This is a genomic window from Acinetobacter sp. 24-47-64, from assembly GCF_057737055.1.
The window spans coordinates 2,527,496-2,548,899 of sequence record NZ_CM173215.1 but is presented as its reverse complement, the minus strand read 5'-3'; the positions used below and the strand labels follow the sequence as shown (position 1 = coordinate 2,548,899).

General features: G+C 37.7%; 19 protein-coding genes. 8 read left to right on the top strand and 11 right to left on the bottom strand.

Annotated elements, in window-relative coordinates:
- Positions 1 to 20 precede the first annotated feature (20 nt).
- From AC1M85_RS12085 to AC1M85_RS12075, 3 genes are read left to right on the top strand one after another with little or no spacing between them, the layout of a single operon-like run.
- A complete protein-coding gene (locus AC1M85_RS12085) occupies positions 21 to 785 on the top strand; it encodes a glycosyltransferase family 25 protein (RefSeq protein ID WP_481587166.1) in 765 nt (254 codons plus the stop codon).
- 7 nt (positions 786 to 792) lie between these two features.
- Complete coding sequence (locus AC1M85_RS12080; protein ID WP_092767583.1) at positions 793 to 1,584, top strand: glycosyltransferase family 25 protein; 792 nt, start codon at positions 793 to 795, stop codon at positions 1,582 to 1,584.
- A gap of 11 nt (positions 1,585 to 1,595) precedes the next feature.
- Positions 1,596 to 2,507 (top strand): hypothetical protein, encoded by a 912-nt coding sequence (locus AC1M85_RS12075; RefSeq protein WP_488213148.1) that lies wholly within the window; start codon positions 1,596 to 1,598, stop codon positions 2,505 to 2,507.
- 114 nt (positions 2,508 to 2,621) lie between these two features.
- On the opposite strand, the gene AC1M85_RS12070 is transcribed toward AC1M85_RS12075, so the two are convergent.
- The 3 genes from AC1M85_RS12070 to AC1M85_RS12060 form a co-directional block, all read right to left on the bottom strand.
- The gene (locus AC1M85_RS12070) at positions 2,622 to 2,837 is read right to left on the bottom strand and encodes a hypothetical protein (RefSeq protein WP_035265580.1); all 216 of its coding nucleotides are present in this window, start codon (positions 2,835 to 2,837) and stop codon (positions 2,622 to 2,624) included.
- Between the two features lie 107 nt (positions 2,838 to 2,944).
- On the bottom strand, positions 2,945 to 4,729 hold the full coding sequence (gene aspS / locus AC1M85_RS12065) for an aspartate--tRNA ligase (RefSeq protein WP_035265578.1): 1,785 nt from the start codon (positions 4,727 to 4,729) through the stop codon (positions 2,945 to 2,947).
- A gap of 147 nt (positions 4,730 to 4,876) precedes the next feature.
- On the bottom strand, positions 4,877 to 5,647 hold the full coding sequence (locus tag AC1M85_RS12060) for a DUF4184 family protein (protein WP_488213147.1): 771 nt from the start codon (positions 5,645 to 5,647) through the stop codon (positions 4,877 to 4,879).
- Positions 5,648 to 5,827: 180 nt separating this feature from the next.
- Between AC1M85_RS12060 and znuD the strand changes: the two genes are divergently transcribed.
- Both znuD and AC1M85_RS12050 read left to right on the top strand, forming a co-directional pair.
- Positions 5,828 to 7,975, top strand: coding sequence for a zinc piracy TonB-dependent receptor ZnuD (gene znuD / locus AC1M85_RS12055; RefSeq protein ID WP_488213146.1), 2,148 nt, complete (start codon positions 5,828 to 5,830; stop codon positions 7,973 to 7,975).
- Between the two features lie 87 nt (positions 7,976 to 8,062).
- Complete coding sequence (locus AC1M85_RS12050; protein ID WP_488213145.1) at positions 8,063 to 9,526, top strand: phospholipase D family protein; 1,464 nt, start codon at positions 8,063 to 8,065, stop codon at positions 9,524 to 9,526.
- Positions 9,527 to 9,556: 30 nt separating this feature from the next.
- Here the strand turns inward: AC1M85_RS12050 and AC1M85_RS12045 are convergent, their stop codons facing one another.
- Positions 9,557 to 10,003 carry a hypothetical protein gene (locus tag AC1M85_RS12045; RefSeq protein ID WP_092767573.1) on the bottom strand — a complete coding sequence of 149 codons (447 nt, stop codon included), beginning with the start codon at positions 10,001 to 10,003 and terminating at the stop codon, positions 9,557 to 9,559.
- A gap of 199 nt (positions 10,004 to 10,202) precedes the next feature.
- Between AC1M85_RS12045 and AC1M85_RS12040 the strand changes: the two genes are divergently transcribed.
- Positions 10,203 to 10,670 (top strand): RcnB family protein, encoded by a 468-nt coding sequence (locus tag AC1M85_RS12040; RefSeq protein ID WP_481589245.1) that lies wholly within the window; start codon positions 10,203 to 10,205, stop codon positions 10,668 to 10,670.
- 33 nt (positions 10,671 to 10,703) lie between these two features.
- Here AC1M85_RS12040 and AC1M85_RS12035 read toward each other — a convergent pair whose 3' ends face one another.
- The 4 genes from AC1M85_RS12035 to AC1M85_RS12020 all read right to left on the bottom strand — a co-directional run bounded on the left by AC1M85_RS12035 (position 10,704) and on the right by AC1M85_RS12020 (position 16,053).
- On the bottom strand, positions 10,704 to 11,201 hold the full coding sequence (locus AC1M85_RS12035) for a phosphate-starvation-inducible protein PsiE (protein WP_481597950.1): 498 nt from the start codon (positions 11,199 to 11,201) through the stop codon (positions 10,704 to 10,706).
- A 161-nt stretch (positions 11,202 to 11,362) separates the two neighbouring features.
- The gene (locus AC1M85_RS12030; protein ID WP_180028279.1) at positions 11,363 to 13,144 is read right to left on the bottom strand and encodes an acyl-CoA dehydrogenase C-terminal domain-containing protein; all 1,782 of its coding nucleotides are present in this window, start codon (positions 13,142 to 13,144) and stop codon (positions 11,363 to 11,365) included.
- A gap of 169 nt (positions 13,145 to 13,313) precedes the next feature.
- Positions 13,314 to 15,116: an acyl-CoA dehydrogenase C-terminal domain-containing protein gene (locus tag AC1M85_RS12025; RefSeq protein ID WP_180028280.1), complete on the bottom strand. Its 1,803-nt coding sequence runs from the start codon at positions 15,114 to 15,116 to the stop codon at positions 13,314 to 13,316.
- 310 nt (positions 15,117 to 15,426) lie between these two features.
- Positions 15,427 to 16,053 (bottom strand): hypothetical protein, encoded by a 627-nt coding sequence (locus AC1M85_RS12020; RefSeq protein WP_488213144.1) that lies wholly within the window; start codon positions 16,051 to 16,053, stop codon positions 15,427 to 15,429.
- A 133-nt stretch (positions 16,054 to 16,186) separates the two neighbouring features.
- Here AC1M85_RS12020 and baeS point away from each other — a divergent pair, with 133 nt between their 5' ends.
- Together baeS and AC1M85_RS12010 are read left to right on the top strand one after the other, a co-directional pair.
- A complete protein-coding gene (gene baeS / locus AC1M85_RS12015) occupies positions 16,187 to 17,848 on the top strand; it encodes a sensor histidine kinase efflux regulator BaeS (RefSeq protein WP_488213143.1) in 1,662 nt (553 codons plus the stop codon).
- A gap of 18 nt (positions 17,849 to 17,866) precedes the next feature.
- Positions 17,867 to 18,553 (top strand): response regulator, encoded by a 687-nt coding sequence (locus AC1M85_RS12010; protein ID WP_092767563.1) that lies wholly within the window; start codon positions 17,867 to 17,869, stop codon positions 18,551 to 18,553.
- Positions 18,554 to 18,701: 148 nt separating this feature from the next.
- Here AC1M85_RS12010 and AC1M85_RS12005 read toward each other — a convergent pair whose 3' ends face one another.
- The 3 genes from AC1M85_RS12005 to AC1M85_RS11995 all read right to left on the bottom strand — a co-directional run bounded on the left by AC1M85_RS12005 (position 18,702) and on the right by AC1M85_RS11995 (position 21,382).
- Positions 18,702 to 19,376, bottom strand: a complete 675-nt coding sequence (locus tag AC1M85_RS12005) for a DUF6988 family protein (RefSeq protein WP_488213142.1) — start codon at positions 19,374 to 19,376, stop codon at positions 18,702 to 18,704.
- 122 nt (positions 19,377 to 19,498) lie between these two features.
- Positions 19,499 to 19,867: an MmcQ/YjbR family DNA-binding protein gene (locus AC1M85_RS12000; protein WP_481589239.1), complete on the bottom strand. Its 369-nt coding sequence runs from the start codon at positions 19,865 to 19,867 to the stop codon at positions 19,499 to 19,501.
- 69 nt (positions 19,868 to 19,936) lie between these two features.
- On the bottom strand, positions 19,937 to 21,382 hold the full coding sequence (locus AC1M85_RS11995) for a protein adenylyltransferase SelO (RefSeq protein ID WP_488213141.1): 1,446 nt from the start codon (positions 21,380 to 21,382) through the stop codon (positions 19,937 to 19,939).
- Positions 21,383 to 21,404: the final 22 nt, after the last annotated feature.

Genomic DNA, 21,404 nt, shown 5'->3' with positions numbered 1-21,404 from the left:
AAGTAGATCCCCAATTTTATATGAAGAGTTTTGTTATAAGTTTACCTTCTGCTCATGAGCGAAGGAGTCATATCACTGAGGAATTTCACGCAAAAAAAATTGATTTTGAGTTTTTCGATGCTCTAACTCCCGATTTAGCCTACGAAATTATAAAATCCGATTTTGATTTTTTTGACCTGACTAAAATTAGTGAAGGTGAATTGGCGTGTGCATTGAGCCATATTACTGTTTGGAAGAAAGCGCTGAATGATGGTTTGGATTATGTTGCGATCTTTGAAGATGACATTTTTTTAACTGAAGATGCATCATTATTTTTAAAGGATAGTAGTTGGTTAGAACAAAATATAGATATTTTAAAGATTGAAACTTTCTTCGAGAGAGTAATTTTAAAAAAATCAAAATTAAGTAAAGAAAAACATGTAATAAGTGAGCTAAAAACAGATCACTTTGGGGCTGCGGGATATATACTTTCGAAAAAAGCCATAAAGAATATTCTAAACTATATTCAGCATCAAACAACGTTGAAACCATTGGATCACATACTATTCTCTGATTTGCTTAAACACAATGATTATATTGTTTATCAGTTGGAACCTGCCATTTGTATACAAGAGAAAGTTCTCAAGCAAGAAATTACGCTCGTTAGTTCGCTAGATGCTTTCCGCAACAATTTTAAAGTACCAAAACAAATGTTGAGCATTGATCAAAAAATCAAACGAGAATTTCTTCGTTTGATTCATAAGTTGAGGCTATGTTTGTTTGCTAGAAAAGTAGAGTTTAAGTAGCTGAATTATGAGAAATTTTGTTATTAGCTTAGAGACTGCTAAGAGCCGACGTGAACACATAAGCATTGAATTCAATCGTCAAAATGTTGGTTTTGAGTTTTTTAATGCGATTACACCTGATTCTAGTCAGAAATCGATTAACTTATTGGATCTAAATTTTCAAAAGACAGAGCTTACAGAAGGTGAAATAGCTTGCTTATTGAGTCACCTCACTTTGTGGAAAAAAGCAGTTGATGAGCAATTTGATTTTATTACTATATTTGAAGATGATGTTTACCTGGGTCAAGAGAGTCATCTACTTTTAGAGAATTATAATTGGATACCAAAAGATACACATATAATCAAACTTGAAGTTTTCTCAAAAAAAATAAAAATGGGTTATCAAAAGCAAGCTATAGTACCTGGTAAACGAGCGTTGTATCAGCTGAATGGTATACACTTAGGTTGTGCTGGCTATATTTTATCTAGAAAGGCTTGTGAACAATTATTGCAATATGCTCGAAGTCTTGATGAAATGGTGGCTGTTGATCATATAGTTTTTGAATTATTTGATCAGTCAACTCAGTATACTCCATATCAATTAAGTCCTGGGTTGTGTATTCAAAGCGATATATTAAAGCCTACACAAAAAGAAATTTTTGAAAGTAGTTTAGAGCAGAATCGTCGTAAGCGTTTTGATATTCAAGTACAGCATATCAAGCAGAAATTGACGTTTAAACAAAAGGTTGTACGGGAGTGGTTTAGACTCATTCAGCAACTGTTGGATGTATATCAGCACCGAACAATTAAGTTTAAATAGGAAAAATATCGATGGGTGATGAGAAGGTTATTCTAGCTGCTGCTACAGGTTACAGTGTTTCTCAAATTTTAGCGTTCATAAACTCTTTAGATCATACTGGATTTGATGGTGAACTTGTTTTAATCATTTATCGTAAACAATTAGAAGAATATAGAAAACACTTAAAGCATATTCAACACTACACTATTAATTACCAATTTAGTTCTATGGGTAAGCTACACTATCGTAATGATTATGTTGGATTACTCAAACATAAGTTGGCACGACGTTGCGCCACTCTGTTTTTTCAATTTGTAGCTAAAATTCCAATGCAAGGTTGGAAAGAAATCGCTTTGAACTATGCGAGTTATCCTCATATAGGTCGTTTCTTTGAGTATCAAAAAGCGATTCGACTTCGTCCAAATGCTCAAAAAATTCTTTTATCTGATATTCGGGATGTAATTTTCCAAGCTCCACCACTTGATGGCATCGTACATGGATTGTATGTCGGGATGGAAAAACAAAAGGTTAAATTAAAGGATGAGGCTTATAACGCTGACTGGATTAAAGATGCATACGGTGTAGAAGTCTTAGAGCAAATGGGAATGCAGCAGATTTCATGTTCAGGAGTAAGCTATGGTGATCGAGAGTCAATGCTGGCTTATATTCAGTTAATGATAAGTGAGTTTTGTAATATTCCATATAAAATCATGTCGAATCGAATTTATGATCAAGCCATGCATAATAAGTTGATATTCGATGGTCGTATACCCAATATTCAATTCTGCCAACCCAATGATTCCAATATAATAACTTTAGGGTTATTTTCGCAAGAAGAGATATCTTTGTTAGATGGCAAAATAGTCAATAAAGATCAATCTGTGATTCCTATAGTGCACCAATATGATCGACATAAGTTTTTATTAAAAATTTTAAACCCTTAAGTATTTAATTTATATTTAAAAATTAATAATTTATTGATAATAGGTGAATCTTGTCAGATGAATACTGACTTAATTTAAGCAAGAGAAGAATGAAGAGGGAAGTAAGCTCAATGCTTATTTATCCGCATTTCCTTTAATCACCATATAAATAAGTGCGGCGATTGAACCAAAAGCTGCAATAAAACTACTCGTACTAAAGAACACGATACGCTGATAAGTGGTGAGGTTAAATAATTGTTCATTCAAGATATAACGCATAAATGCCCATTGCACGATGCAAAATACAATAATAATGATTGTATGACGACGAACATCAGGACGCATAGCCATATGAATGAACTCTTAAATATTTTCTGAGATTATGCCATTTTTGAGCGTTTATCTCAATGAAATAAAAACCCTGCAGTTGCAGGGTTTTTATTTAGATCAACAAAACGTTATTCTTGTGATTCAGCTTTTGGTTTTTCACGTAAGCGAATACCAAGATCACGAAGTTGAGTTGATTCAACTGGTGCAGGAGCTTGTGTTAAAGGACATTCCGCAGTTTTCGTTTTCGGGAATGCAATCACATCACGAATAGAAGAACCACCTGTCATTAACATCACAAGACGATCTAAACCGAATGCTAAACCACCGTGTGGAGGTGCACCATAACGTAAAGCGTTCAATAAGAAGCTGAATTTCTCTTCTGCCTCTTCTTCACCAATACCTAATGCTTCAAAAATTGCTTTTTGCATTTCTAAGTTATGAATACGAAGCGAACCACCACCGATTTCAGTACCGTTAAGTACCATATCGTAAGCAACAGACAATGCAGCACCTGGGTTATTCTTCACTTCTTCAACGCTAGATTTTGGCAATGTGAATGGGTGGTGAACAGAGGTCCATTTACCATCATCAGTTTCTTCAAACATTGGGAAATCAACAACCCAAAGTGGTGCCCACTCGCAAGTTGCCATCTTCATGTCATGACCGACTTTGATACGTAAAGCACCCATTGCATCGTTTACAACTTTCGCTTTATCTGCACCGAAGAATACGATATCGCCATTTTCAGCACCCACACGTTTTAATAGATCAAGCACGATTGGCTCGATGAATTTCACGATAGGAGATTGTAAGCCTTCAATGCCTTTTTCCAGCTCATTGACTTTAATATAAGCTAAACCTTTTGCACCGTAGATACCTACAAACTTAGTGTACTCGTCGATTTGGCTACGTGGAAGAGAGCCTGCACCTGGAACACGTAATGCAACAATACGACCTTTAGGATCTTTAGCAGGGCCAGCGAATACTTTGAACTCTACGTCTTGCATTAAATCTGCAACGTCAACGAGTTTAAGTGGAATACGTAAGTCAGGCTTGTCAGACGCATAGTCGCGCATTGCATCTGCATAGGTCATACGTGGGAACTTATCAAATTGAACATTAAGAAGTTCTTTAAACATCTTAACTGTTAAACGTTCCATTAAATCCATGATGTCATCGTCACTCATGAACGATGTTTCAACGTCGATTTGTGTGAATTCAGGCTGACGGTCAGCACGTAAGTCTTCGTCACGGAAACATTTAGCAATTTGGTAATAACGATCAATACCACCCACCATTAACAATTGTTTAAATAACTGTGGTGATTGCGGAAGAGCGTAGAAACTACCATTTGATACACGGCTTGGTACTAAATAGTCACGCGCACCCTCAGGAGTCGCACGTGTCAAAATAGGTGTTTCAACGTCTAAGAATCCGTTTTCTTCGAAATAGTTACGAATAAGGTTTGTTAATTTAGAACGGAAACGTAAACGCTCTAACATTTCTGGACGACGAATGTCCAAGAAACGATATTTCAAACGAATTTCTTCTGAAATATTAGTATTATCATCATTTAATGGGAATGGTGGAGTTTCAGACGCTGCTAGAACTTCAATTTCTTTACCTAATACTTCGATTTGACCACTCACCATGTTGGCATTTTCAGTACCAGCATAACGACGGCGAACGCGACCAGTTATTTTTAATACAAATTCAGAACGAGCTTTATCAGCTGTTTCGAAAGCTTCTGGTGTATCAGGATCAATAACCACTTGAACTAGACCATCACGGTCACGCATATCAAGGAAAATTACACCACCATGGTCACGGCGACGGTGTACCCATCCACAAAGTGTAACGGTTTGATCAATTTGAGCTTCGGTTAATGAACCGCAGTAATGAGTTCGCATCATAGCGTTAAAAATCCAACTATATGGGTTAATGAAAGCGTATACGTAAACAGCGTAACGCCTTTATACAAAGGGTGAATTATGCCTCTTTGAGACTACAGTCACAAGGAGAAGATTATGAAAGCCCTATTATTTAATGCAAATTTAAAATTAAGACGATCCTTCGAATAATTCCAATTGATCTAGGATTTGAAAAACAAGCGCACAAATCGCAAACGTCAATAGAAAGCCTCTAAAGAAATAATTAATTGAGAAGCCAATGTAACCATATAGGTCATTTAAAATGGCTGTATTGTAATTAGAGTGGAAATGAATAAATCCCAATAATCCACCTAATAGTGAAATTAGCACGGATACCACAGCAAAAATAGTGATAGAACGAGTTACTCTGAATGGTTGACGGTAAGTACAAAAATACTGTTTTGCAAACCATAAAATAGAGGGCAAAACGATAATAGAGGTACCGACCTGTAAAATTCGATGGAGGGGGTAGTGTTGTCCGAAAAGATTGATTTGCTTAGCTAATAGGTCATGAAAAGCAAAGGTTCTGTAATCAACATGAGTTAAACCATCCCAAAGGATATGACTGCTGATACCCAAGATTAATGAAATATTGATCAGCACCAAGAATTGAAAGACAGATCTAAAGTTCGATAATTTTAAGGGATTGTAAATACCAATCCATCTAAAAAAAGTAGGTCGTAATAGTGCATACCACAATAGACAGAATGCCATTCCCACCAATAAATTGGGATATAGCAATGCGCTCCATTGATGAGAAATTTGGATATGTTCGTCTGTAAAAAGACGAAATAAGTCAGGGGCCATGCAACCAATTGCTAGAGCAGAAATAGGAAGTGTTTCTTTCGATGCTTTATGCAAAATTGGTGCGAGTACAGCATGTGAAATTGTAAAGGGCATTGCTGAAATATATCAAAAAAATGCTATCCGAATTTTATAGATTAACATTGATATGTAACCCATTGGTTTAATTATATGAAGCTAATTAATTTGGAGTAAATGAATGAAATATGATTGAAGTTTGGTTGAAATGTTATATTATAACAACAATTGTAAATTCTCGAATTTTGAGCTTGTCGTATGAACTTTCATAAAAATATCATCACTGCCTCCGTCTTAGCAGTGATAGCATCCGCAGCACATGCTGATCAAAAACAAAAAAATGTTCAATTAGATACAATTTCTTCTACCGCACATCCATTGGTTCAAACAGCTGCTGACTTCGCTGTAGCAGATCATGTGATTGATCAAAAAAAATTATCCGAAAGACCAACAACCATAGGTGATGCGTTAGCCGATGAGTTGGGGGTTTATTCTAATCAGTATGGAACAGGTGCAAGTCGTCCTGTGATTCGTGGCCAAGATGGACCGCGTGTAAAAGTTTTACAGCATGCTTCTGAAACTGCAGATGTATCAACACTTTCTCCTGACCATGCCGTAACGGTTGATCCTATTTTGGCGAAGCAAGTGGAAGTTATCCGAGGACCTTCAACATTGCTTTACTCAGCTGGTACTGTGGGTGGTTTAGTCAATGTGACTGATCAAAAAATACCGACACAAATGCCAGCTAATGGTCTAGAGGGGCAAGTAGGCGTCCGCTATAACTCTGGGAGTGATGAAAAACTTGCAAGTGCAGGTGTAACGGCCGCTATAGGTGAAAATTTTGCACTTCGTGTTGAAGGCACGAAGCATAAAGCCAATGATTATATCCCTTTCAAAGGTTACTTCACTGAACATCATCATGAGGGTGAGACAGAGTCTCATCGTGAAAGTGCAAAACGTGTAGAAAATACCTTCTCAGAAGGTCAAACAGTTAATGTCGGCGGCTCATGGATCCATGATCGAGGTTTTGTGGGGCTGTCATATAGTAATCGACAAGATAAATATGGATTACCAGGTCATAGTCATGAATATCATGGATGTGAATTGCATGGAGATCATTTCCATTGTCCACCACCTAATTCAGCGCACGACCATGAACACGAAAATGCTGCAGGTCCATGGGTTGACTTAAAATCTGAGCGTTATGATCTACGAACTGAATTAAATGATCCATTAAAAGGATTTGAAAAGCTGCGAGCTCATTTAAGTTTTACAGATTACGAGCATGATGAACTAGAAGAAAATGAAGTTATTAGTAACTTTAAAAGTAAGGGTTATGATGGTCGTTTAGAGTTGGTTCATATACCGTTGTTAGGTTGGGAGGGTGTTGTAGGTGTACAAGCATCTCAGCAAAAAATAAAACTTAATGCGCCTGAGGGACATGACCATGATGAAGTTGATCATGGTGACCATGATCATAGTGATCACGATCATGAACATCATGGCCATAGTCATGATGTGCTGATGGCGGATACAAAAACTAATAAGTACAGTTTATTTGCATTAGAACATAAACAGTTTGGTCCTGTGCATGTCGAGTTGGGTGCTCGAGTAGACCATCAAAAAATCGATGTCGATTCCAATCAAAAGAACTACTCAGGAACTGCTGTTTCAGGATCAGCTGCAGCTAATTGGGAGTTCACTCCAAATTATAAGTTGTCTCTAGTCGGATCTCATCAACAACGTTTACCGCTAGCTCAAGAGTTATATGCGGATGGTCTTCATTTTGCAACAAACACATATGAGCTAGGTAATCCAGATATTGATAAGGAAAAATCAAATAATCTAGAGGTAGGTCTCCATTATGAAGGTGATCAGCTCGATTATCATGTTCATGTTTATCACAATTGGTTTGATGACTATATTTATGGTGCAACTGTAGCTCAACAAGGCAACTTACGTGGACTTAAATATACGCAGGATAAGGCACGATTTTATGGAACTGAGGCTCAGCTAGGCTATCAAATTAATGATACTTACAAGGTGAGTGTGTTTGGTGATTATGTAAGAGGCAAGATAGAGGGGGAAAATGCTCCACGTATTCCTGCTGGACGGCTTGGTACAAAGGTGGAAACCAATTTTGCTGATGGTTGGTCTGGTTTAGCTGAGTATTATCATGTATTCACGCAAGATAAATTTGCTGACTTTGAAAAAGAAACCCAAGGTTATAACATGGTCAATGTTGGTGTGTCTTATGCTGGGCAGTTAAACAATCGCAACGATTATCGGGTTTATTTAAAAGCACACAACTTGTTGGATGATCAGGTTTATTCGCACAATTCATTTTTGTCGAATATTCCACAAATTGGACGTAATTTCACCGTTGGCGTTGAATACGGATTTTAATTTAATCCAAAGTTTTAAAAACAGTTTAATGCTTGAAAAAACGTAAATTAAAACCTAGTCTGAAAGTATCGGACTAGGTTTTTTGTTATGCGTCTATTTAAACGAATTCACCAAAAATTAAATTGGTCAAACCGACGTTATGTTGGTCTGATTCTTGGTATGCTGACCATCGGCTATTTAGCCTCAGCGCTTTATCATATTTATAAACCATTGCCAGAAGGGCTTAATTATTCCGGTAAATTACGGCATGCAAATGTGAAATTCCTAGCAGACCAAACTTATATAGATATGGCGGGTCAGCGACAGCAGCATCAGATTTTTGATGAAATTCTCAATCTTATTGAGCAAGCGCAAACCACAATTGTGTTAGATATGTTTCTGTTCAATCCTGAAACTGGTCAGTCTCAAAATCAACATCGCGCATTAACACAAGAACTGACCCAAGCACTCATTCAAAAAAAGCGTCTTACACCGAATATTGAAATTAAATTAATCACTGATCCTATAAATTCAGTTTATGGTGGAATAATCCCAGAGCACTATCGACAACTCAGACAAGCAGGAATTGATGTCATAGAAACAGATTTATCACCATTACGCGCATCGAATCCACTGTGGTCGGGCATTTGGTATTTTTGTTGTCAGAGTTTAGGAAATAATGCTGAGAAAGGTTGGTTAAGTAATCCTTTCGGGGAAGAAAAAATTACCATTCGAAGTTATTTAAATCTTTTTAATTTTAAAGCGAACCATCGTAAAACCATCATAGTGGATACATCCGAGGGATGGAAAACACTAGTGACTTCGATGAACCCACATGATGGAAGCTCACGCCATTCCAATGTAGCACTTGTGGTCGAAGGGCATACAGCTGTCGATATTTTAAAAACTGAACAATCAGTGGCTTTATTTTCTAAAGCAAATATTCCAATGGTTATTGTGGGAGATGTACCAGAAGATAAACTGTTGCCGAAAGTGCAAGTACTGACAGAAAAGGCAATATATGATGAACTGCTGAAACTGATTGAATCTGCTCAAGGTGCTGATGCAAAAATAGATTTGGCAATGTTCTATTTATCAGAGCGAAAAATTATTGAAGCCTTAATTAAAGCTCACCAACGCGGTGTTGAAGTTCGTGTATTACTAGACCCGAACAAAGATGCATTTGGACGTACTAAAAATGGTATTCCAAATCGTCCTGTCGCGACAGAGCTCTATAAAGCTGGAATAGACGTACGCTGGTGTAATACACAAGGTGAGCAGTGCCATTCAAAAATGATTATTAAGCGTAGTTCAAATCAGGTTGAACTGATTTTGGGGTCGGCTAATTTTACTGCTCGTAATTTGAAAAATTATAATTTAGAAACTGATTTACGTGTTATTGGCTCTTCAAATCAGCAAGTTTTTAAAGATGCAGTACAGTATTTTGATACTGCTTGGATGAATTTAGAGGGTAAGCAAATGAGTGTTGATTACTCAGAATATGCAGAAGATTCAATAATGAAATATGCCATTTATCGATTCATGGAATGGAGTGGTCTCTCAACCTTCTAAAAAAATCCCTCGAAAGAGGGATTTTTTCATTTATGGATTCGGTGGAACTAATTTATCGAGTTCCTTATCATCAATCTGATCGAGCTCTTTAATATCGGTTTTAATTTTCCACTTAGACTCATCCTCAACAGGTTGAGGTAAACGTGCTTCTAACCAATCACAAACCACATCTGGCGTAAAATCAGGATGATTACACTGAATCACCCAAGATAAGAATTGTTTCGCCTCACCATTCATATAGGGTGGAGGAGACACTGGTAAAAACTGAGTGGGTAGGCGTTCATTTTTAGAAATGTAATTTAATACATGACCAAGTTCTTGAACCGTTTGCCAAGCTAAGGCATGGTCGATATTGATTTGAAATTTAAACCACCATGCATGTTCACCATCAGTGCCATAAGAATCGATATAGTTTTCTTGGACACTCGGAACTTTACAAAAAAATTGGTGCAGGCGATCAAAACTCATTTCAGGCACGGTGGATAATCTCGCAAAGTTAAAAATGGTTAGTCTAGCAGATTTACAAACAGACTCATGCAGATAAATAAAAGGTCTAAAGTATTAAATTTAAAATTTTAAATAATGTTCAAGATTTCTACATGATTGATCTATATTTAAGCTTTAGAATGAATTTTGAAAATAAAAGTAATCTTAAATTTGGAATGAGGTAATAGAGATGAACAATACATTATTGGTTAAGACTCTATTGGGTTCAGTGATTCTTTTAATAACGAGTCATACTTTTGCAGATAGTTGGGGTAATTACCAAGGTTCTAAGGTTCGACCTGTAAAACCAACACAGACTCCAATATATACTGGTAATGCAGATCGTCTAAGTAAGCCAGTCCCATTGCAACAACCACGTTTTGCTCAGAATAGACCTCAATTACAGCGACCATATCCTCCTTATCCAGCGTATCCGCAGCAGAATGGGATTACAGTGATCTATCAACAGTCTTTACCGACCACGACGACATATTCTAGCAAGCAGTCAAGTTTCGTAAATGGGCAGGGTGGTACTATTGAAATGAGTCAGTATATGCTGATTTCAGATTGGCGTCGTTATGGTCTTCCTGCACCACAAGTTGGAATGCATTGGATATACCAAAATGGTCGATATATCCAGATGCCAAATGATCGTTAGATGCTTAATCCAATTTGTCTAAGCCATCTTTATCTAAGCCAACTCATCATCTTCAGGGCGTGGTGTTTTTCCAAATGGTAAAGGTTTATCTTGGTGTTTATCTCTGATCACTGATGGAAAATTCCAAGAAGCAAAACGCACGACCAATATAGCGAATGCTAGGATTAAGATTGATCCTGTAATAATGACTAAATCAATATCAGCTTTATGGTCATGTTGAATATCTGAAATTAACAGACGTGTCAGGGCAGTGATGGCGATATAGATCAGAAATCTGACGGGCATATGATTGGTCTTAAAATAAATACCTACCATCGCACCTAGCTCTAAATAGATAAATAACAACAGAATGTCATCAATCGTTGCATATTGTTTTACCGTAAGAATATCAATCACGGTATGTCCTGCAGACCAAATTACCATGCAGCCAATAATAAAGAGCGCAATATAGTGGAAGCTCTCAACTGCTAGATTTCCAAAACGATCTAATAAGGATTCGATTTTTTCTACGCTAATATCTTTTTTAATCATGACATCTCCTCCTTTGAAAAAACCTGATGGTTTCATTGGAGTGATGCAAAATTCATGCTCATCTTATGTCTAAGCAGGGAAGACTATTATGAGTTGCTTTGAAAATAAGCAAATTTCAGGTAAAAAAAAGCCTGAAGAATCAGGCTTTTTTAAGATAAAACTTATGATTGATTTGTGAAGTAATCTTCGCTAAATCCCATCACGATTTCAGAGCTAGCTTTGATGCGAGCTAAACGTGTATTTAATTCAGGTAAAACGCGTTGGATGTAGTAGTTCACCAAAGATAATTTGTTCTCATAGAACTCACCTGATTTTTCACTCGCAGCTTTAGCAATTTTAGCAAACATATAGGTAAAGCTGAGTAAGCCTACCGCATGTAAATAATCAACCGCAGCAGCATTCGCATAATCAGGATTTTCCGCAGCACGTTCAAGAACAACTTGTGTAATCGATTCAAGTTCAGTTGCAGCATCAAGAGTGGCATCTTTGATGTAATTTAAGTCCGCATCTAATGCATTTGCAAAGTCACGAATTTCTTCGATATATTCTGCGATGAATTGTCCATTACATTTAATCGTTTTACGACCAATTAAATCTTGTGATTGAACGCCGTTCGTTCCTTCATAAATTTGTGAGATACGAAGATCACGGATACATTGTTCCATACCCCATTCACGAATATAGCCGTGACCACCAAAGACCATTTGGGCATCTAGTGTCGCATTGAAAGCAGTGTCTGTTAAATATGCTTTTGCGATTGGTGTGAGCAAAGCAACACGATTATTTGCTTTTGCAACTGCTTCTGGATCCGTCGAGAACTTTGTAATATCCAGTTGTTGACCTACATATACTGCAAATGCACGTGATGCTTCATTGTTCGCACGAGCATTTAAGAGCATACGACGTACATCACCGTGTACAAGAATACTATCAGCAGGTTTATTCGGAGATTTCACACCTGTTGCACTACGACCTTGTAAGCGATCAGTGGCGTATTGAGCAGCATTTTGATAAGCAAATTCTGAAGCGCCTAAACCTTGGATACCCATTGACAAACGTTCATAGTTCATCATCACGAACATTGCAGCAAGACCTTCGTTTTCTTTACCGACTAAATAGCCTTTTGCACCGTCAAAGTTCATCACACATGTTGCAGAGGCTTTGATCCCCATTTTGTGTTCAATAGAACCAGGGCTTACAGGGTTACGATCACCCAAGGTACCATCTTCATTCACTAAGAATTTAGGTACAATGAACAGAGAAATACCGCGTGAACCAGCAGGAGCATCAGGCGTTTTTGCTAATACAAGGTGAATAATATTTTCAGCTAAGTCATGGTCACCACCAGTAATAAAGATTTTCGTACCCGTGATGTTGTAAGTACCATCTTCATTACGTTCAGCCTTAGTTTTAATAATGCCTAAATCAGTACCTGCGTGAGGCTCTGTGAGACACATCGTACCTGACCATTCACCTGAATAAATTTTAGGGAGATAGGTTTCTTTTTGTTCTTGAGAAGCATAGCTATTTAATGCCATACCCGCACCCACAGAAAGAAGTGGGTAAAGCATAAATGATGGGTTGGTTGCAAAAAGCATTTCATCTGCAAGCACAGTCAGCATTTTTGGCATGCCTTGACCGCCCCATTCTTCGTCAGCACCTAAGCCAATCCAACCACCTTCTGCATATTGTTGGAACGCTTCTTTAAAGCCCGCTGGTGTGGTAACAGATCCATTATTATAAGTTGCGCCTTCTTCATCACCTGTGCGATTTAGGGGAAGGGTTACGTTTTGAGCGAATTTAGCCATCTCTTCTAAAATAGCTTCAGCTGTCGCAGCATCAATATGAGCTAAATTCTCATTTGATTGCCAAAATTGTTCAGCTTGAAATACATCATTCAAAATGAACTTCATATCTGTAAGAGGCGCATTATAGATTGGCATTTTCGTTCACCTTTTTTTGTTTAAATATCTTTAGTTCTTAGCAGTCTATCGAAGCATATTAGGACTTGTTAGACGACTAAAGGTTAATATCTCGAATTTATTTATAAAGAAAAAGGACGGCCAAATCTATGACTGTCCTTTTTCTTTTACACATATTTAATATGGATCATTAGAATGCAAAATGTTCAGCATCCAAAGTCATTAATGGTTCTAATCCACCTGCAATTACGTCAACATGTGAGCGAACGCGTGGAAGGATCTTCTTGAAGTAGAAGCGAGCTGTTGTGATTTTCGCATTGTAGAAGTCAACTTCAGTTGAACCTGCTGCAAGTTGTTGTTGAGCAACTTGAGCCATGCGAGCCCATAAGAATGCTAGCGTTACATAACCAGAGAAGTATAGGTAATCTACTGCAGCAGCACCGACTTCATCAGGGTTTTGCATCGCGCGCATACCGATCTGCATAGTTAAATCGCCCCATTCTTTGTTGAGTGCAGCCAAAGGTTCAACAAACTCTTTCAAGTCTGCATTATCTTTGTTTGCTTCAGCGAATTTGTGAATGATTTTAGTGAAATCTTTCAACATCGCACCTTGAGTTTGCAGTACTTTACGACCTAACAAATCAAGTGCCTGAATTTCAGTGGTACCTTCATATAAGCAAGCAATACGTGTATCACGAACGATTTGCTCCATACCATGCTCTGAAATGAAGCCGTGACCACCAAATACTTGTACGCCTTTGTTTGCAGCTTCATAACCAACTTCAGTTAAGAATGCTTTAGCAATTGGCGTTAATAATGACAGAATGTTATCTGCAAATTTACGTTCTTCTTCAGTCGCGCCTTTCTCAACGATATCAGCATAGTGAGCAAGGTAGTACACTAGAGCTCGCCCACCTTCAGCAAATGCTTTTTGTGTTAAGATTAAGTTGCGAACTGCTGGATGCACAATAATAGGATCTGCTTCTTTTTCAGGTGCTTTAGGACCAGAAAGTGAACGCATTGCTAAACGATCTTTCGCATATGCCAAAGCACCTTGGAAAGATGATTCAGCAGCAGACAAACCTTGTACAGCTGTACCAATACGTGCAGTGTTCATGAAGGTGAACATTGCATTCAGACCACGGTTTTCAGGGCCAATCAAGTAACCTGTTGCACGATCAAAATTGATCACACATGTTGCGTTACCATGGATACCCATTTTATGTTCAATCGAACCACAACGAACAGCGTTGCGCTCGCCAACTTCACCATCAGCAGTTAAGTTAAACTTAGGTACGATGAATAATGAGATCCCTTTCGTTCCCTTCGGAGCACCTGGTAAACGCGCAAGAACGATGTGAACAATGTTGTCCGCCATGTCATGCTCACCAGCGGAAATAAAGATTTTTTCACCTGAAATTGCAAAGCTACCATCTGCATTAGGTTCAGCTTTTGTGCGGATAATACCAAGGTCAGAACCTGCATGAGATTCTGTTAAACACATGGTACCTGTCCACTCACCTGAAATCAGTTTTGGTAAGTAAGTATTTTTTTGCTCTTCCGTACCATGGTGTTCAATTGTACGAACTGCACCATGAGATAGACCTGGGTACATACCCCATGCCCAGTTCGAAGAACCGATCATTTCAGAAATGATAATGCCTAAAGAGTTTGGTAAGCCTTGACCACCATATTGTTCTTCAGCAGCTAAAGATGGGAATCCTAATTCTACATATTTTTTATATGCTTCTTTGAAGCCTGTTGGAGTAGTAACTACACCATCATTCCAAGTACAACCTTCACGGTCACCTACTTGGTTGAGTGGAGATAATTCGTTTTCACAGAAATCTGCAGCAGCTTCTAAATATTGATCAACCAACTCACGGCTTACGTTTTCTTGGAATGCAGGGAGTTTTGAAAAGTGTTCTTCAGCATTTAATAATTCATGCAAAACGAATTGCATATCACGTAAGGGCGCTTTGTATTGTGGCATATCGGGTTCCTCAATACTGGTTAAACCAGATTTATAATCCTAATAAAAAATGTCGTGTCATCTACGACACCTATTTTGTTCTATTACATCGTGCAATAAGTTATTGCTTGGTACAAGTTTTATAGCCATATTCTGTGTGACTGTAAAGTCAAAGAAAAAATATTAATTTTGGCTAAGTGTTTAGAGTATAAAGTTTTTTCGTGAATTATATGTGAACAGAATAGTCAAAAACGTAATAAGTTATGACATAAAAAAAGGCGCAACATGCGCCTTTTTAATATTCAATCACTTAGTAGTGAGTTGAATTGAATTATGCGGATTTTTTTAAGTCTGGTTTAACGAGTGGTTGATTTGGTTTGAAATAAACTTTACATACACCGTTGATAGTCTGTTCACCCACTTTGATTTGAACTTTTTTACCGTCAGTTTGTCCATTGCATGCTTGAAGTTTTGCATTTTGACTAACTTGCTGTTGCATCAAACGTTGATCAAATTTTTGAACAAGCTCAGCACGTTTGGCATCTGTGAGCGGTTCACCTTTTTGTGAACGGTTAGCTTGGGCCGAAGTTGGCTTTTCAGCTTTAAATTGGGCACGTGCTTGCTCATGCATTTTTTTCATATCAGCACGATCCGCTATGAAACGGATATGACAAGTACCATCAATATTTTGTTTATCAGTTTTGAGTTGAACAGTTTGACCTACAACTTTGCCGTCGCATGCTTGACGAATTTGCTGCATCATCGCTTTACGGTCAGCACGCGCTTGTTTGAATTGCTCGCGTTGTTCAGGTGTTAAACGTTCTTTATGATGATGTTTTTTATCAAAGTGACCCTTTTTAACTTCTTGAGGTGCTTGAGTTGTTGTTTGACATGCAGTAAGTGCGCCCATACTGATTAAACCAGTGGTCACCAATACAATTTTGTTCATCGCTTTCATTATGTTTATCCCCAAAGTTGTTTGGATTCGGTATAGGTAAAGATTAAATAATAAAGATGAAGAAACAATGGAGAGTTTTTTGAATCAGTGTTAGATACAATACTGAAAAACGAAGAAATAATGTGAGTTAAATTTGAATATACGTCGCGTACCAATCGCACTACGCTTATTTTTTACAGTACTGTTAACGACATTGCTCATTACGACGGTTAGCTTAAGTGTGCTGCATTGGACGATGCAAAAAAACTTCACCAAATATGTAGCTGATGTAGAAATGCAAAAGCTTGATCATCTGATCGATAATTTAGCGGGCGTATTCTCTGTTTATCAGGATTGGGGAAATGCCGTTCAAGCTCAGATTTTACAAATTGAAGGTGAAGCTGCACCCGATGATTATGATCGACTATCACGTTGGTGGTTACGTCGCCAATATGATATTGCATTGCAACAGCGTTATTTCAAAGAACATACATTAATTAGCGAAATTGAGTCACAAAGAACGCAAACTATTAGTCCTGAAGAGCTGAAAGTCTTAGAAGAAAATTTACCTTCTGCATTTCAGCCATTTGAAGGATTGCGTTTCCCATTAAGTTCAAATCAGAATCAGACAAGAACCACGAACAGTTCTGATAAATCACATGAAAATAAGCTTTCTAGTTTGAGAACTTCTGAATACCAGCAGGGCAAGAAACTATTTATATCTATGTCTGATCACTTGGGTTTAAGTTCTAGACTTTCCTTATATGATGCAAAACAACAGTTTATCTTGGGTGAACCATCAGAGAATATGGTGTCGTATCGACCGATCACAGTTGATGGAAATATTGTGGGGTATCTCGGGCTAAGACCTGTTTTAGATCAAGATGATGCTTTAAGTATTAATTTCTTTAGCAATCAAAAGCGTTATTTATTTTTAATATATATTCTGACATTTATTTCGAGTTTGGTTGCTGCCTTATTATTAGCAACTTATTTTAAAAAGCCAATTCAACGCTTATTAAATGCAACACGAGAATTAACCAAAGGGAATTTTCAGCATCAGGTGAAAGTAAATCGTAACGATGAGCTTGGCGATCTTTCGACTGAAATTAATCAGTTAGCTGTGATTCTAGATCAGCATGAAAATTCTAGAAAGCAGTGGGTTGCAGACACTTCGCATGAGTTAAAAACGCCGCTGGCTGTTTTGCAAGCACAAATTGAAGCAATGCAAGATGGAATACGTAAACCAACGCCTGAACATTTTGCTTCAATGTTGGCACAAGTTTCGAGTCTGAAAAAATTAACACAAGATTTGGCTGCGTTAGCACAAGCTGAAGCACAACAACTCAATTTTGATTTCAATGAAATTGACCCTTGGAGTGTCGTGTTAAATGAGATTGAAAATTTCAAACCTAAATTTGAACAAGCCGATCTCACGATTAGCGCAGAGGGGCATGGAACGAAATTACAATTAGATGTAGATCGTTTTAAACAAATTATGGTCAACTTACTCGGTAATACTATTCGCTATACGGAAGCCGGTGGAAGAATTCATGTGCATACGATCGAAAACGATAAGACTTGGTCGGTGATTGTTGACGATAGCCCATTAGGTCTTACTGATGAGCAATTGGCTCATTTAGGTGAGCGTTTCTATCGAGCGGATGATTCTAGAACACGTAGTACTGGCGGAACTGGATTAGGTCTAGCATTATCGTGCAAAATTGCACAAGGCATGAAGGGCTCCTTGAAGTTTGACCACTCACCATTGGGTGGATTGCGCTGCATCCTTACATTTCCAAAGAAATCGTTTTAAATTGAAGAAGGGTGACATATGAAACATGTGATGCTGGTTGAAGATGAAGTAGAACTTGCTCAATTGGTGCGAGATTATCTTGAAGCAGCTGGCTTTGAAGTCAGTATGTTTCACGATGGTCAAGAGGCTTATGATAGCTTTTTACAACGTAAACCAAGTCTAATGGTTTTAGATTTGATGGTACCTCGTATGGATGGTCTCACGATCACCCGTAAAGTCCGTGAGCAGTCTGATTTGCCTATTATCATGGTGACAGCACGTACGGAAGAGATTGATCGTGTACTTGGTTTGAATATGGGGGCGGATGATTATGTTTGTAAACCATTTAGCCCTAAAGAGTTAGTTGCTCGTGTTCAAGCAGTGTTGCGACGTTTAGATCGTAAAGCAGAACCTGAAGAAAATAATTTATTCCGTATGGACAAAGGTCAACAACGAATTTGGTATCAAAACAAATCTTTAAATTTGACACCTACAGAATTTCGACTTCTTGAATTATTTTTAGAACACGTAGGTCAGGTGTACTCTCGTGCGCAATTATTGGATCATATCAACCCAGACAGTTTTGAAGTGGCAGATCGTGTGATTGATAGCCATATCAAAAACTTGCGCCGTAAAATCTCGGATGCCGCGGAAACAGGTAATCGCCATGAATGGGTTCAAGCTGTTTATGGGGTGGGATATCGTTTCGAATATCCTGAAGATTGATTCTTTGTGATAAAAAAAAGCGAATCTAGAAGTTCGCTTTTTTTTGGTGCGTTGGTTTTGGTTAGGGTCTCTACAATTGGCCATTTCATATGCAACTTTCATGTAACTTTGTTAGGATATGAGCTTATTAGAGGTGGCTATCGTATTTTTATTTAAAGTAAGCTTCGACTCTAGCTTTTACTATAGGATCAACATCATCAACCATATAAAAACAATATCTATATTTTTCGATCAAAACACTAATATATTTTTGTTTATCAGGAACTGTGTGCTTTAACATTATCTGTGCAGCTACGGTTATTAAGTTATTTGATTGGCGCATCAAGGTGATCAGCATCTCATCTTCATATCCCATAACATCTCTAGTAAATGACTGTTTTCCAGTATGTACTATGGAGTTAAGTTGCTTCAAATGATATTTTTTGAAATCACAAAGGGTCTGAATTATTGGCTGAGCAGGTAAGTTTGCAGCACCAAGCTTATCAAGCATTTCAGAAATCATTGGACATGTGTCGGATTCAAATTGCTCTTCAAATGTGTAACTAAATTGCAATTTTGCTATTTGATGATTACTTGCAAGAAATAATAACCAATATGCTCTGACTACAGCTTCAAATTGTGATCTAAGTAAAATCATAGCTTGTGTTGGTAGATTTGAAGATAATAAACCACTTACTCCAAGCCCATGCTCAAATGAGATGTAAATACATTGTTTAACTAAGTCCAAACGCGGCCCACAATCGATAATGTCACTATTAATAATTTCTTGTTTTAGCTCTAAGATCATCTGAGTTGATAATCCAAAAAGTTGTTCTATATCCATAATGAATATCGTACTCATAGAGTTGTAATGATATAACCCAAATATAGAATAAGTTTTTCGTATTACTACTATTTATTAATTTAGCGTAATTATTGTTATAGAAAAGCAATTTTTAACTTTATTCAAATGACTCTGAGTAAAGCGATATGCTTTTGTTCGGCTTTTTTAAGCTTCGATACCACAAGATTATAGGAATTGGAGATCAAATCTTTGATAAGCTCTTCATCCAATTCAGATTCATCATAGATGGAAACCCAGTGTCGTTTATTCATGTGCCATCCAGATCGAATATAAGGATAAATATCTTTTAACATATGTCCATGATCTGGTTCGACTTTTAAATTAATCGCAGCTTTGCCTTGTAAATGAAATGCGAGCAAAAAGACTTTATCCATAATTTTATAAACATCACATCCCTCACCAAACGGTTGACTGACAGTGACTTCAGGAAGTTTTAAAGCTTGTGATGCTGCCAATTGATGTAAATGCATAGTCAAAACGAATGGGTATTGTGGATAATGATTAAATTATCCACAGAATGAGAGAGGTTTGTGAATAACTTATGATGAACAACTGACTTGAATTTCAGGGACATCACTAGCTAAAGGGCCTAAGTCTTCTGGTTGTTCAAGACGTTCTTGTTTGGTGTATGGTGTTTGAAGAAGTTTGAACAAGCGATCAACTTCAGAGAAATCATCACGTTCAGCAAGTTCAATTGCTTTCTGTGCCATATGGTTTCGTAGAACGTAGTGTGGATTGGCTGTTAACATCGCTTGATCGAGATCGTCAGTGTCTTGATTTTCTCGTATTGAGAGATATTGGTGAAGAAACCGCTCAAATGCGATACGATCAAGGCAATCATCTTTGATTTGTTCATACGCTTTATTCTGTAAACGAATAAAACTTTGGGTGTAATCAAGTTGTTCTGTTTGTAAAATATGTAGAAAAGCCATACCACAATCAAAGCTATCTTTATGAAAACTTGGTAATCCCATTTTTTGACTTAAACCAAGTTTATAGTGTTCCAGGAACGTTGGTTCATAGTGTTCTAAACAGTAAGACAAGTCTTGTTTCCATTGCTCTCGATCATAATTTTCTGGACAAAGATAAATGAGACTATTTAACCAAGTCCATAAATTCCAGTGCCCGATACTCGGTTGGTTCTGATACGTATAGCGTCCTTGGTAATCAGAATGATTGTTGATCCAATTAGGACGGAAACGCTCCATAAAACCATAAGGTCCGAAATCTAAAGTTGAGCCGGTAATATTCAGGTTGTCAGTATTCATGACCCCGTGCGCAAAACCAATCAGTTGCCACTTGGCGATCATGATCGCAGTACGTTGAATGACTTGAGTTGCAAAAGAAAGAACAGGTTGTTCTGTCTCCAAACATTCAGGGTAGTGCCATTCAATGCACTTTTGCGTAAATTCTTGCAGTAGATCTGGCTGAAATTGATTAATCCATTCAAAGTGACCCAATCGAATATGTGTCTCGCACGTACGCAACATCATCGCGCCACGTTCAAGTTTTTCTCGTTGTACACCTTGATCTGATGATACAAAACCAATCGCATTACTGGATTGAACACCTAGGGCATTGAGGGCGTGTCCAGCCAAATATTCACGAATAACGGAACGTAACACTGCGCGACCATCGCCTCTCCGAGAATAGGGGGTAGAGCCAGCACCTTTAAGATGTAAATCGACCGTGTTGTTATTGTGATCTAGAATTTGAGCAATGAGTAAACCGCGACCGTCACCAAGCTGTCCAGCCCATTGTCCAAATTGGTGACCCGCGTATACCATCGCCAAAGGTTCAAACTCAGCAAAAGTTTTTTGCCCGCTACAAATTTCTACCCAGTTCATTTTATCTTCTTGAGTCCACAGTAACTCATCTGCAAGTGCTTCATTAAAATGACCAGGTTTAGCTCCTTTTAGAGGAAGAGGTTGTTGATGATGATACAGTCGAGCGGGTAGTGTGTTATAGCGAGAATTGAACTGCATATAATTTTTCAAAATGTGATAA

What these genes read in the sequence shown, in the direction of transcription:
- AC1M85_RS12025 (WP_180028280.1), bottom strand. Translation starts at nt 15,116, where the DNA reads ATGCCACAATACAAAGCGCCCTTACGTGATATGCAATTCGTTTTGCAT.
- znuD (WP_488213146.1), top strand. Translation starts at nt 5,828, where the DNA reads ATGAACTTTCATAAAAATATCATCACTGCCTCCGTCTTAGCAGTGATA.
- AC1M85_RS11995 (WP_488213141.1), bottom strand. Translation starts at nt 21,382, where the DNA reads ATGCAGTTCAATTCTCGCTATAACACACTACCCGCTCGACTGTATCAT.
- AC1M85_RS12020 (WP_488213144.1), bottom strand. Translation starts at nt 16,053, where the DNA reads ATGAAAGCGATGAACAAAATTGTATTGGTGACCACTGGTTTAATCAGT.
- AC1M85_RS12080 (WP_092767583.1), top strand. Translation starts at nt 793, where the DNA reads ATGAGAAATTTTGTTATTAGCTTAGAGACTGCTAAGAGCCGACGTGAA.
- AC1M85_RS12085 (WP_481587166.1), top strand. Translation starts at nt 21, where the DNA reads ATGAAGAGTTTTGTTATAAGTTTACCTTCTGCTCATGAGCGAAGGAGT.
- AC1M85_RS12005 (WP_488213142.1), bottom strand. Translation starts at nt 19,376, where the DNA reads ATGGATATAGAACAACTTTTTGGATTATCAACTCAGATGATCTTAGAG.
- AC1M85_RS12040 (WP_481589245.1), top strand. Translation starts at nt 10,203, where the DNA reads ATGAACAATACATTATTGGTTAAGACTCTATTGGGTTCAGTGATTCTT.
- AC1M85_RS12070 (WP_035265580.1), bottom strand. Translation starts at nt 2,837, where the DNA reads ATGGCTATGCGTCCTGATGTTCGTCGTCATACAATCATTATTATTGTA.
- AC1M85_RS12000 (WP_481589239.1), bottom strand. Translation starts at nt 19,867, where the DNA reads ATGCATTTACATCAATTGGCAGCATCACAAGCTTTAAAACTTCCTGAA.
- AC1M85_RS12035 (WP_481597950.1), bottom strand. Translation starts at nt 11,201, where the DNA reads ATGATTAAAAAAGATATTAGCGTAGAAAAAATCGAATCCTTATTAGAT.
- AC1M85_RS12010 (WP_092767563.1), top strand. Translation starts at nt 17,867, where the DNA reads ATGAAACATGTGATGCTGGTTGAAGATGAAGTAGAACTTGCTCAATTG.
- AC1M85_RS12030 (WP_180028279.1), bottom strand. Translation starts at nt 13,144, where the DNA reads ATGCCAATCTATAATGCGCCTCTTACAGATATGAAGTTCATTTTGAAT.
- AC1M85_RS12050 (WP_488213145.1), top strand. Translation starts at nt 8,063, where the DNA reads ATGCGTCTATTTAAACGAATTCACCAAAAATTAAATTGGTCAAACCGA.
- AC1M85_RS12060 (WP_488213147.1), bottom strand. Translation starts at nt 5,647, where the DNA reads ATGCCCTTTACAATTTCACATGCTGTACTCGCACCAATTTTGCATAAA.
- aspS (WP_035265578.1), bottom strand. Translation starts at nt 4,729, where the DNA reads ATGATGCGAACTCATTACTGCGGTTCATTAACCGAAGCTCAAATTGAT.
- AC1M85_RS12075 (WP_488213148.1), top strand. Translation starts at nt 1,596, where the DNA reads ATGGGTGATGAGAAGGTTATTCTAGCTGCTGCTACAGGTTACAGTGTT.